Annotated in this window: 7 protein-coding genes; all 7 read right to left on the minus strand. The window is 60.5% G+C overall.

The features are described from left to right. Positions 1-142 precede the first annotated feature (142 nt). Positions 143-1,210 carry a uroporphyrinogen decarboxylase gene (hemE, locus tag HNQ83_RS16885; RefSeq protein ID WP_175389975.1) on the minus strand — a complete coding sequence of 356 codons (1,068 nt, stop codon included), beginning with the start codon at positions 1,208-1,210 and terminating at the stop codon, positions 143-145. Positions 1,211-1,451: 241 nt separating this feature from the next. Then, complete coding sequence (locus HNQ83_RS16890; RefSeq protein ID WP_175389976.1) at positions 1,452-2,870, minus strand: FAD-dependent oxidoreductase; 1,419 nt, start codon at positions 2,868-2,870, stop codon at positions 1,452-1,454. Between the two features lie 32 nt (positions 2,871-2,902). After that, positions 2,903-7,348 carry a glutamate synthase large subunit gene (gene gltB / locus HNQ83_RS16895; RefSeq protein ID WP_175389977.1) on the minus strand — a complete coding sequence of 1,482 codons (4,446 nt, stop codon included), beginning with the start codon at positions 7,346-7,348 and terminating at the stop codon, positions 2,903-2,905. Between the two features lie 348 nt (positions 7,349-7,696). Further along, positions 7,697-9,313: an AAA family ATPase gene (locus tag HNQ83_RS16900; protein WP_175389978.1), complete on the minus strand. Its 1,617-nt coding sequence runs from the start codon at positions 9,311-9,313 to the stop codon at positions 7,697-7,699. 10 nt (positions 9,314-9,323) lie between these two features. Beyond that, positions 9,324-10,424 carry a 3-dehydroquinate synthase gene (aroB, locus tag HNQ83_RS16905; RefSeq protein WP_175389979.1) on the minus strand — a complete coding sequence of 367 codons (1,101 nt, stop codon included), beginning with the start codon at positions 10,422-10,424 and terminating at the stop codon, positions 9,324-9,326. A 151-nt stretch (positions 10,425-10,575) separates the two neighbouring features. Then, a complete protein-coding gene (aroK, locus tag HNQ83_RS16910) occupies positions 10,576-11,094 on the minus strand; it encodes a shikimate kinase AroK (RefSeq protein WP_056725695.1) in 519 nt (172 codons plus the stop codon). A gap of 4 nt (positions 11,095-11,098) precedes the next feature. Continuing rightward, a complete protein-coding gene (gene pilQ / locus HNQ83_RS16915; RefSeq protein ID WP_175389980.1) occupies positions 11,099-13,168 on the minus strand; it encodes a type IV pilus secretin PilQ family protein in 2,070 nt (689 codons plus the stop codon). Positions 13,169-13,176: the final 8 nt, after the last annotated feature.

The raw sequence follows: 13,176 nt of genomic DNA on the forward strand, positions 1-13,176 counted from the left end.
TTGCTCGCTATTGCGGTGGCCCTCACAAAAACTCTGTCGCCTGACACTCCCTCTTCGCGAGCAAGCCCGCTCCCACAAATGACTGTGTACTCCTCATACAAAAACGCCCGGCATTTGCCGGGCGTTTTTTATGGGGCAGTGATCACTCGTGATACTGCGCCGACAACTCATGCACCGCGCGCAAGAAAGCACCTGCATGTTCCGGATCGACTTCCGGCGTGATGCCGTGACCCAGGTTGAACACGTGGCCACTGCCCTTGCCATAGCTGGCGAGGATGCGGCCGACTTCGGCGCGGATCGCTTCAGGCTTGGCGTAGAGCACGGTCGGGTCCATGTTGCCTTGCAGGGCGACTTTGCCGCCGACGCGCTCACGGGCGTTGCCGATGTCGCAGGTCCAGTCCAGGCCCAACGCGTCAGCGCCAGCATCGGCAATGCTTTCCAGCCACAGGCCGCCGTTCTTGGTGAACAGGATCACCGGCACCTTGCGACCTTCGTGCTCACGGATCAGGCCGCTGACGATTTTCTTCATGTAGGCCAGGGAGAATTCCTGATAGGCCGCCGCCGACAGGTTGCCGCCCCAGGTGTCGAAGATCTGCACGGCTTGCGCGCCGGCCATGATCTGGCCATTGAGGTAGCTGGTGACCGACTGCGCGAGTTTATCCAGCAGCAGGTGCATGGCTTGCGGGTTGTCGTAGAGCATGGCCTTGGTCTTGCGGAAGTCTTTCGACGAACCGCCTTCGACCATGTAGGTGGCCAGGGTCCATGGGCTGCCGGAGAAGCCGATCAGCGGCACGCGGCCATTGAGTTCGCGGCGGATGGTGCTGACCGCATCCATCACGTAGCCCAGGTCTTTCTGCGGGTCAGGAATCGGCAGGGCTTCGATGTCGGCCAGGGTGCTGACGACTTTCTTGAAGCGCGGACCTTCGCCGGTTTCGAAGTACAGGCCTTGGCCCATGGCATCGGGAATGGTGAGGATGTCGGAGAAGAGGATCGCCGCATCCAGCTGTGGATAGCGGTCGAGGGGCTGCATCGTGACTTCGCAAGCGAACGCCGGGTTCATGCACAGGCTCATGAAATCGCCGGCCTTGGCACGGCTGGCGCGATACTCCGGCAGGTAGCGACCGGCCTGACGCATCATCCACACAGGGGTGACGTCTACGGGTTGCTTGAGCAGGGCGCGAAGGAAACGGTCGTTCTTCAGGGCAGTCATGTCGGCATCCGGAAAAAAAGTGCGGGCATTTTCTCAGAGCCGGACGCAAAAGGCACGGCAAGCGCCGCACCTTTTGTCTATCGGGTCAATTTGTCGCGGGGGGTACACCGATTTCAGCAACACCTTGAAACCAATGTGGGAGCGAGCCTGCTCGCGAAGAGGGCATCAGATTCAACATCTCTGTTGACTCATCCACCGCATTCGCGAGCAGGCTCGCTCCCACAAGGTTTTGTGTCGCTGGTTAGACGCCCAGGTAATCCAGGATCCCTTCCGCCGCATTACGGCCTTCGAAGATCGCCGTCACCACCAGGTCGGAACCGCGCACCATGTCGCCACCGGCGAAGATTTTCGGGTTGCTGGTCTGGTGCTTGTACTGGCCTTGTTCCGGTGCCACGACGCGGCCCTGGCTGTCGGTCTGGATACTGAACTGCTCGAACCACGGCGCCGGGCTCGGGCGGAAGCCGAAGGCGATGACCACGGCGTCGGCCGGGATGATCTCTTCGGAGCCCGGGATCGGCTCGGGGCTGCGACGGCCACGGGCGTCCGGCTCGCCGAGACGGGTCTCGACCACCTTCACGCCTTCGACCTTGTCTTCGCCAACAATGGCAATCGGCTGGCGGTTGTAGAGGAATTTCACGCCTTCTTCCTTGGCGTTCTTCACCTCTTTGCGCGAGCCGGGCATGTTGGCTTCGTCACGACGATAGGCGCAGGTCACCGACTTGGCGCCCTGGCGGATCGAGGTACGGTTGCAGTCCATCGCCGTATCGCCACCACCGAGGACCACGACCTTCTTGCCTTTCATGTCGACGAAATCTTCCGGCGACTTTTCAAAGCCCAGGTTGCGGTTGACGTTGGCGATCAGGAAGTCCAGCGCGTCGTAAACGCCCGGCAGGTCTTCACCGGCGAAACCGCCCTTCATGTAGGTGTAGGTGCCCATGCCCATGAATACGGCATCGTATTCTTCGAGCAGTTGCTCCATGGTGACGTCCTTGCCCACCTCAGTGTTGAGGCGGAACTGGATGCCCATGCCGGTGAAGACTTCGCGGCGATTGCTCAACACGGTCTTTTCCAGCTTGAACTCGGGGATGCCGAAGGTCAGCAGGCCACCGATTTCCGGGTTCTTGTCGAACACCACCGGGGTCACGCCACCGCGCACCAGCACGTCGGCACAGCCCAGGCCCGCCGGACCTGCACCGATGATCGCGACACGCTTGCCGGTCGGCTTGACCTTGGACATGTCCGGACGCCAGCCCATGGCGAATGCGGTGTCGGTGATGTACTTCTCGACCGAACCGATGGTCACCGCGCCGAACCCGTCGTTGAGGGTGCAGGCACCCTCGCACAGACGGTCCTGCGGGCACACCCGGCCGCAGACTTCCGGCAGGGTGTTGGTCTGGTGCGACAGCTCGGCGGCCTGGAGGATGTTGCCCTCGGCCACCAGCTTCAGCCAGTTGGGAATGAAGTTGTGCACCGGGCACTTCCATTCGCAGTACGGGTTACCGCAACCCAGGCAGCGGTGGGCCTGGTCGGCCGACTGCTGGGGTTTGAAGGGTTCGTAGATTTCCACGAACTCTTTCTTGCGTTGACGCAACAGTTTCTTCTTCGGATCCTTGCGCCCGACCTCGATGAACTGGAAGTCATTATTCAGACGTTCAGCCATTTTAAAACCTCATCAAACTCTTCAGGCGCATATCACTGCGGGTTGGCACGGGTGCTGGAAAGCAACGATTTCAGGTTGGCAGCCTTCGGCTTGACCAGCCAGAAACGACGCACGTAATCATCGAGGTTTTCGGCGAGTTCACGACCCCACTCGCTGTCGGTTTCCTCGACGTACTCGTTCAGCACGCGTTGCAAATGGCTACGGTAGGCTTCCATCGCCTCGCCGCTGATCCGCTGGATTTCCACCAGTTCGTGGTTGACCCGGTCAACGAAGGTGTTGTCCTGGTCGAGCACGTAGGCGAAACCGCCAGTCATGCCAGAGCCGAAGTTGTAACCGGTCTTGCCCAGGACGCAGACGAAACCACCGGTCATGTACTCGCAGCAGTGATCGCCAGTGCCTTCCACCACAGTGTGGGCACCGGAGTTACGCACGGCGAAACGCTCACCCGCGGTGCCAGCGGCGAACAGCTTGCCGCCCGTGGCGCCATACAGGCAGGTGTTGCCGATGATGGCACTGTCCTGAGTCTTGTAGACGCTGCCCTTCGGCGGAACGATGACCAGCTTGCCGCCGGTCATGCCTTTGCCGACGTAGTCGTTGGCGTCGCCTTCCAGGTACATGTTCAGGCCACCGGCGTTCCACACGCCGAAGCTCTGGCCAGCGGTGCCCTTGAAGCGGAAGGTGATCGGCGCGTTGGCCATGCCCTGGTTGCCGTGCTTACGGGCGATTTCGCCGGAGATCCGCGCGCCGATGGAACGGTCGCAGTTGCAGATATCCAGGGCGAATTCGGCGCCGCTCAGGTCATTGATCGCCGAGGTGGCCATGTCGACCATTTTCTCGGCCAGCAGGCCCTTGTCGAACGGCGGGTTGCGGTCCACACCACAGAACTGCGGCTTGTCCGCCGGCACGTGATCACTGCCCAGCAACGGGGTCAGGTCCAGGTGATGCTGCTTGGCGGTCTGCCCTTCGATGACTTCCAGCAGATCGGTACGGCCGATCAGCTCTTCGAGGGAGCGCACGCCCAGCTTGGCCAGCCACTCACGGGTTTCTTCGGCGACGTAGGTGAAGAAGTTCACCACCATGTCGACGGTACCGATGTAGTGATCCTTGCGCAGCTTCTCGTTCTGAGTCGCGACGCCGGTGGCGCAGTTGTTCAGGTGGCAGATACGCAGGTATTTGCAACCCAGGGCGATCATTGGCGCGGTGCCGAAACCGAAGCTTTCAGCGCCGAGGATCGCAGCCTTGATCACGTCGAGACCGGTTTTCAAGCCGCCGTCGGTCTGTACCCGAACCTTGCCGCGCAGGTCGTTGCCACGCAGAGTCTGGTGGGTTTCGGCCAGGCCGAGTTCCCACGGTGCGCCCGCGTATTTGATCGAGGTCAGCGGCGATGCACCGGTACCGCCGTCGTAGCCGGAAATGGTGATCAGGTCCGCATAGGCCTTGGCCACACCGGCGGCGATGGTACCAACGCCCGCTTCTGCGACCAGTTTCACCGAGACCAGCGCCTGCGGGTTGACTTGCTTCAGGTCGAAAATCAGCTGCGACAAGTCTTCGATCGAGTAGATGTCGTGGTGCGGCGGTGGCGAAATCAGGGTCACGCCCGGTACTGCGTAACGCAGCTTGGCGATCAGACCGTTGACCTTGCCGCCTGGCAGTTGACCGCCTTCGCCAGGCTTGGCGCCCTGGGCGACCTTGATCTGCAGCACTTCGGCGTTGACCAGGTATTCCGGGGTTACACCGAAGCGGCCAGTGGCAACCTGCTTGATTTTCGAGCTCTTGATGGTGCCGTAGCGCGCCGGGTCTTCACCGCCTTCGCCGGAGTTGGAACGCGCACCGAGGCGGTTCATGGCTTCGGCCAGGGCTTCGTGAGCTTCCGGCGACAGGGCGCCCAGCGAGATACCGGCGGAATCGAAGCGCTTGAGCACCGATTCCAGCGGCTCGACTTCGCTCATATCCAATGGAGTGTCGAGGGTTTTGACTTTCAGCAGGTCGCGGATCATCGACACCGGACGGTTGTCCACCAGCGACGTGTATTCCTTGAACTTGCTGTAGTCGCCCTGCTGCACAGCCGCTTGCAGGGTGTTGACCACGTCCGGGTTGTAGGCGTGGTACTCGCCACCGTGGACGAACTTCAGCAGGCCGCCTTGCTGGATCGGCTTGCGCGGGCTCCAGGCTTCGGTGGCCAGGGCTTTCTGCTCGGCTTCGATGTCGACGAAACGCGCACCCTTGATGCGGCTCGGCACGCCCTTGAAGCTCAGGTTGCAGACTTCCTCGGACAGACCGATGGCCTCGAACAACTGCGCACCGCGGTACGAAGTGATAGTCGAGATACCCATCTTCGACAGGATCTTGAGCAGGCCCTTGGTGATGCCTTTACGGTAGTTCTTGAACACCTCATAGAGGTCGCCCAGCACTTCACCGGTACGGATCAGGTCGCCCAGCACTTCATAAGCGAGGAACGGATAAACGGCAGAGGCGCCGAAACCGATCAGCACCGCGAAGTGATGCGGATCGCGAGCGGTCGCGGTTTCCACCAGGATGTTGGAGTCGCAACGCAGGCCTTTTTCGGTCAGGCGGTGGTGTACCGCGCCGGTGGCCAGGGAAGCGTGGATCGGCAACTTGCCCGGCGCGATGTGACGGTCACTCAGCACAACCTGGGTACGACCGGCGCGCACGGCTTCTTCAGCCTGATCGGCAACGTTGCGGATCGCCGCTTCGAGGCCGACGCTTTCGTCGTAGTTGAGGTCGATGATCGCGCGCTCGAAGCCCGGACGATCGAGGTTCATCAGCGAGCGCCACTTGGCCGGGGAAATGACCGGCGAGCTGAGGATCACACGCGAGGCGTGTTCCGGCGATTCCTGGAAGATGTTGCGCTCGGCACCGAGGCAGATTTCCAGCGACATGACGATGGCTTCGCGCAGCGGGTCGATCGGCGGGTTGGTGACTTGCGCGAACTGCTGGCGGAAATAGTCGTACGGCGTGCGCACGCGCTGGGACAGCACGGCCATCGGCGTATCGTCACCCATCGAGCCCACGGCTTCGTAGCCTTGCTCGCCGAGCGGACGCAGCACCTGGTCGCGCTCTTCGAACGTGACCTGGTACATCTTCATGTATTGCTTGAGCTGATCGACGTCGTAGAACGCCGAACCGTGGTCGTTGTCTTCCATGGTCGCCTGGATGCGCAGGGCATTCTTGCGCAGCCATTGCTTGTACGGATGACGGGACTTCAAACGGTTGTCGATCGCGTCGGTGTCGAGGATCTGACCGGTTTCGGTGTCCACGGCAAAGATCTGGCCCGGGCCAACGCGACCTTTGGCGATCACGTCTTCAGGCTGGTAATTCCAGACGCCAATTTCCGACGCCAGGGTGATGAAACCGTTCTTGGTGGTGACCCAGCGCGCCGGACGCAGACCGTTACGGTCGAGCAGGCACACCGCGTAGCGACCGTCGGTCATTACCACGCCGGCCGGGCCGTCCCACGGTTCCATGTGCATCGAGTTGTACTCGTAGAACGCACGCAGGTCCGGGTCCATGGTTTCGACGTTCTGCCACGCTGGCGGAATGATCATCCGCACGCCACGGAACAGGTCGATACCGCCGGTGACCATCAGCTCGAGCATGTTGTCCATGCTGGAGGAGTCGGAACCGACACGGTTGACCAGAGGGCCGAGTTCTTCCAGGTCCATCAAGTCGTTGGTGAACTTGGTGCGACGGGCAACAGCCCAGTTGCGGTTACCGGTGATGGTGTTGATCTCGCCGTTGTGCGCCAGGAAGCGGAACGGTTGGGCCAGCGGCCATTTCGGCAGGGTGTTGGTGGAGAAGCGCTGGTGGAACACGCAAATCGAGGTTTGCAGGCGCTCATCGCTCAGGTCCGGATAGAAGGCGGTCAAGTCCGCCGGCATCATCAGGCCTTTGTAAATGATGGTCTTGTGGGAAAAGCTGCACACGTAGTGGTCGGTGTCGGCGGCGTTGGACACGGACGAGCGACGACGAGAGGTGAACAGCTTGACGGCCATGTCCTGATCGCTCAGGCCTTCACCACCGATGAACACTTGTTCGATCTGCGGCAGGCGCTCAAGGGCCAGGCGGCCGAGGACACTGGTGTCGATCGGCACTTTGCGCCAGCCGACCAACTGCAGGCCGGCGGCCAGGATCTCGCGGTTCATGTTCTCGCGAGCGGCTTCGGCTTTGACCGGGTCCTGGTTGAAGAAAACCATGCCCACGGCGTATTGCTTGGGCAGTTCGACGCCGAAGGTTTCCTGGGCGATGGCTCGCAGGAACACGTCCGGCTTTTGAATCAGCAGACCGCAACCGTCACCGGTCTTGCCGTCGGCATTAATCCCACCGCGGTGGGTCATGCAGGTCAGGGCCTCGATGGCCGTTTGCAAAAGGGTATGACTGGGCTCGCCCTGCATATGCGCTATCAGGCCGAAACCGCAGTTATCCTTGAATTCATCTGGTTGGTACAGACCTGCTTTCATAGACACTTTCTCACCAGGCTGCCTCTTATCGAGGCAAATTTCTTTTCAATTCAACCACTTGCCATCCGCGCCGAACGTACGCCAGCTTTGCGGGGGCAAAAGGGAGGTCATTGTACACACCGACACTTGGCCTCACAAATTTGACGACGAAATGTCGCAAATCTATGTCGCATTTGTGAAAGGTTTAAAGCGATCTGCTGTGCTAGTCAAAACTTTTTTAATTTTGACCGCAACGACTCAAAGACTACTGTGACGCAGACACCACAAGGCACGCGGCCTTGAGGGCGGCATGCCTTGCAGAAATTTTGAGGTGCCGGGAGAGGCGGCCTGGGTAAGGCCGCCGAATCTTCAGCGAGTTGTTGCCAGTTCCTGTTGGACGCTGGCGACAGTGCGAGGCCAAGGTTTACCAGCCTGAACCTTCGCTGGCAAGGCCTTGATGGCAGTTACGGCTGCATCGCGGTTGGCGAAGTTACCGTAGGTGATGACGTAAAGCGGTTTGCCGTTGAGGACTTTCTTGAAATAACGGTACTCGCCGCCCTGCTCCTTGATGAAGCTTTGCGCGGTCGCCTCGGAGCTGGTACCGAGGATTTGCACCACATAGTTCCCTGGAGCCTGACCGGCGTACCAGGTACCACCAGCGGCTTTGGCTGCGGCGGCCGGCTTCTCGGCGGGCTTGGCAGCCGCGGCAACAGCTGGTTTGGCTGGCGCTGCGGCTGGAGCTGGCTTGGCGGCAGGCGTTGCTGCTGGAGCCGGAACCGGTGCCGGTTTGGCGGTAGCAACCTGAGTCGGCGCAGGTGTCGGCTTGGCTGCTGGCGTTGGTGTTGGCGCCGGGCCCGCCGGGACACCCGCAGGCGGCGCAATCGTGGTCACGGTCGGCGGTGTCGCGGTGGAACCTTCCACCGGTACGCCATCGTCACCCTCGGTAATGCCACCGGCGGCTTCGGCGAGCGGGCCACGCATGACCGGTTGCGAATTACCGACCAACGGCAATGGCATAGGCTGGGTGTTACCCGCGAATTCGACCGCCGGAGCACCGCCACTTTGTGGCTGGCCCTGGCCAAGCGGCAGCTGTGCCTGTTCGTTGGCCGGTGCACCCGTGGTCGGTGCCTTGCTGCGACCCGGCATCAACCAGGCGGCGGCTACCGCGACCACAACGACGGCGGAAATCGCCAATACGTGTTTCTTCGGCATATTGAACCCCATACTTGGACGCTTGACCGCTGAGCGGCTGGCAATCATGGCTTCGATCATCGCATCGCGGGCCACCTGATTGATGTTTCCAGGCCAACCCTCGGAGCTTTCGTGAATATCAGAGATCTGATCCGCGGTGAAAAGTTCGATACCCCGACCTGCACCTTCAAGCCGCTGGTCTAGATATTCGCGGGTTTCTTCTTCGGTGTAAGGCTGTAGTTCGATAACGTGGAAGCGCTCTTCCTCGAGATGCAAAGCCTCAAGCTGAGCAATCAGCGACGACTCGCCAAACAGGAATACATGCGGGCGACCTTCCGGTGCACCGGCGGCCAGCGCCATCAAGGCTTCAAGCGCGGACTCGTCGAGTTGCTCGGCATCGTCCACCAGCAGATAGACTTCCTGTCCCGTGAGAGCAAGCTGCACCACCTGATCCAGAATGGCGCCGATCTCGGCCTGGGCAATGTCCAGCGCCTGGGCGACCTGGCGCAGTACGCCAGCCGAATCGCCAGCGCCACGGGCGGAAACCACCACGCTCTGCACCGACTGCTTGTTGGTGCTGGCCACCAGGGCCTGGCGCAGGAGGGTCTTGCCACTGCCCTGCGGCCCCGTGACCACCAGCAGCAACTGGCTGTAGCGCGCCAGGTGATGCAACTGTCCCAGCACCGGTTTGCGCTGGGCCGGGAAAAACTTGAAGCCAGGCACCCGTGGAGCAAAAGGGTCATGGTTCAACTGGTAATGGCCGAGGAAAGCCTCGTCGGCATGCAAACTAGTCATCGTGTTCTTATTAACCTTTAAGCTGAGCCAGAGCGCGGTAATCCGCTCCCAGCGTGGCCTGTAGAACCTCTTTCGGATAATCGTCGGTCACCACCGCTTCACCCATCCGGCGCAGCAGCACCAGGCGCAAACGACCGTCGATCACTTTTTTATCAATTGCCATATGTTCGAGGAAATCGGCTTCGGTCATCTCTTCAGGCGGGATAACCGGCAGACCGGCGCGCTGGAACAGGCGAATGCCGCGGTCGCGGTCCTGTTCACTGATCCAGCCCAGGCGCGCAGACATTTCCAGCGCCATCACGGTGCCAGCAGCCACCGCTTCGCCGTGCAGCCAGACACCGTAGCCCATATGGGTTTCGATGGCGTGACCAAAGGTATGACCCAGATTGAGCGTGGCACGCACGCCGGTCTCTTTTTCGTCGGCCCCGACCACCGCTGCCTTGGCCGCGCAAGAGCGCTCGATGGCATAGGTCAGGGCTTGCTGATCGAGATTGCGCAGGCGATCGACATTGTCTTCGAGCCAGGTCAGGAACGGCTCGTCGCAGATCAGCCCGTACTTGATGACTTCCGCCAGGCCGGCGGACAGCTCACGGGGAGGCAGGGTCTTGAGGGAAGCCGTATCGATCAGCACCACGTTCGGCTGATAGAAGGCGCCGACCATGTTCTTGCCCAGGGGATGGTTGATGCCGGTCTTGCCACCCACCGACGAGTCGACTTGCGACAGCAAGGTGGTCGGGACCTGAATGAAATCGACGCCGCGCTGGTAGCAGGCCGCCGCAAAACCAGCCATGTCACCAATGACGCCGCCACCGAGGGCGATCACTGTGGTGCGGCGGTCATGCCGTGCGGTCAGCAAACCATCGAAAATCAGTTGCAGGGTTTCCCAGGTCTTGAAGGCTTCGCCGTCGGGCAGTACCACGGAAATCACCGAGAACTGCGCGAGGCTGCGGGTCAGACGTTCGAGATAGAGCGGCGCTACGGTTTCGTTGGAAATAATCGCCACTTGCCGTCCGCGAATATGCGGAGCCAGCAGCTCAGGCTGATCCAACAAACCTTCGCCAATATGAATCGGGTAGCTGCGCTCGCCTAGATCGACCTTGAGTGTCTGCATGTGTCCCCACAGTGAAGATGGAATCAGGCATCCTGCCTAAAGTTAACGAATGTCCACGGCCTCTGCTGGTGTGACGCCGTTCCTTAGCCGTTCGCCACAACCTTGAGCAGTCGTGGCAGGACGCCGAGGATAGCGCATTTCGCGCTGTGCATTAACGGGGAGGCAGCTGCTGCAAGCGTTCGAGAATATCGAGCACGACCATACGCGGCGGCCGCTCATCGGTTTCCACCACCAGATCGGCGATTTCCCGATACAGCGGATCACGGATCGCCAGCAGATCCCGAAGGGTCTTGGCCGGATCGGCAGTGCGCAACAAGGGCCGGTTGCGGTCGCGGGACGTACGGCCAACCTGCTGCTCGACAGAGGCATGCAGATAGACCACCCGCCCACCGGCATGCAGTGCCCGACGATTGGCTTCGCGCATGACAGCACCACCACCGGTCGCCAGTACCACGCCATCGTAATCGCACAGCTCGGCAATCATTGCCTGCTCGCGATCACGAAAGCCCGGTTCGCCTTCCTTGTCGAAGATCCATGGGATATTGGCGCCCGTGCGTAATTCAATTTCCTTATCGGAATCTTTGAATGGCAAGCGCAGCTCTTTGGCCAGCAACCGGCCGATGGTGCTTTTTCCAGCCCCCATCGGTCCTACAAGAATCAAATTTCGCACAGAATCAACGACTCACAGCAATCGCCTGGTTATTCATGATACGCGGAGTGAGAAACACCAACAGCTCGGATTTTTTCTCCGAAACCACGTCACGCCGGAAAAGGCGGCCAAGATACGGCACATCGCCAAGAAATGGCACCTTATCTACAACCTTGCTTTGAGTATTTGAGAAAACACCACCGATTACGATGGTCTCGCCATCGTTGACCAGGACCTTGGCGTTGACCTCATTTTTCTTGATGGGCGGCACATCCTGCACCTTGTTGAGGTAGTCCGGTTCGTCCTTGGTGACCTTGACCTCCATGATGATCCGGTTGTCCGGGGTGATCTGCGGCGTCACCTCCAGCGACAGCGAAGCCTCCTTGAACGACACCGAGGTAGCGCCACTGGAGCTGGCTTCCTGATAGGGAATTTCCGTGCCCTTGAGGATTTTCGCGGTTTCCTTGTCGGAGGTGACCACCTTGGGTTGCGAGACGATTTCGCCGTTGCCGGTTTTCTCCATGGCAGTCAGCTCCAGGTCCAGCAAGACGTTATCGGTGATGAACGCGATGCCGATCCCTGAAGTGTTGCCCGCAGCGCCCAGGTCGACGAACGGCGCATTGGTACTGGTGCTTCCCGGCGTGCCGATGGTCGACGACCCGTTGGCGCCGTTGCTGACGCCCGAGGTGTTCCAGTTGCCCTTGTTCTGGATCGAACCGCCCCAGCGCACGCCAAGGCTCTTGTCGTAATCGACGTTGGCTTCGACAATCCGCGCCTCGATCATCACCTGGCGCACCGGGATATCCAGTTGCGCCACGATTCGCCGCAATTCGTCGAGCCGGTCCTGGGTCTGGTAGGCAATGATGTTGTTAGTACGCTCATCAACGGTGATCGAACCCCGTTCGTCGACTTTCGCCTCGGCGCTGGTCACCGACTGGAACAGTTTGGCGATATCAGCCGCCTTGGCGTAATTGACCTGCAACAACTCCCGTCGCAACGGCGCCAGGTCGGCGATCTGCTTCTGCGACTCCAGTTCCTGGCGTTCGCGGGCGGCGATTTCATCGGCAGGGGCCACCAGCAGGACGTTACCAACCTTGCGCTTGTCCAGCCCCTTGGTTTTCAACACCAGGTCCAACGCCTGATCCCACGGCACATTTTGCAGTCGCAACGTGATTCCACCCTGGACTGTGTCACTGGCCACCAGATTGAGATTGGTGAAATCGGCGATCAGTTGCAGCACCGAACGCACATCGATGTCCTGGAAATTCAGCGAGAGCTTTTCACCCCTGTAGGCATAGCGCTCGGCGTTACGTTTCTGCAGGTCGTCGACAGTCATCGGACGGATACTGACGGTCAGTTTGTTGTCGGTCTGATAAGTGGAGTAATCGAAGGCACCGCTGGGTTCGATCGTGATCGTGGTCCTGTCACCCGTGGCATTGGCATTGACGAACTGCACCGGCGTGGCGAAATCCTTGACATCCAGGCGCACGCGCAGCGGCTCGGGCAATCGGGTTTTGGCGAAATTCAGGACGATCTTGCCCTCGCGCTCCTGAATGTCTGGCGCGATGGACGGATCCGACAAGTCGATCACAACATTGCCTTCGCCCTGCGTGCCACGCTGAAAATCCACCGCCCGAATGGCCTTCGCGGTTGGCGCAGGCGCGCGAGCGGGGGTCGGCACAACGGCGGTGGATGGCCTGGATACCGTGGTTTTCGCGCCTTGTCCCACCACCACAAACAGGTTGTTGCCTTCGACACGCGTGTCGTAGGGGCTCAACTGGGTCAGATTGATGATCAGCCGCGTGCGCCCCTCGGCTTCGACCACTGTCGCACTTCGGGCATTGCCGTTACCGAGGTCGCGAGTCTTGCTCGCCAGTTGATTGACGACACCGGGCAGATCCAGCGCGATCCGCGCAGGGGACTCCGTCGTGTACCCATGAGGCGTCGGTGGTTGCTCATCGAACGCCAGCTTCAACTCGACGCGGTCCCCAGGTAGCGCGGCGACATCCAGCGCCTTGAGGTTGGCCGCTAGTACCATCGGCGACAGCAGCGCTATCCATAGCGACATTCCGAGGGTGGAGAAAATCCTGTTCATTTTTCGGG

It is taken from the genome of Pseudomonas sp. C2B4 (assembly GCF_013359695.1).
Lineage (GTDB): Bacteria > Pseudomonadota > Gammaproteobacteria > Pseudomonadales > Pseudomonadaceae > Aquipseudomonas.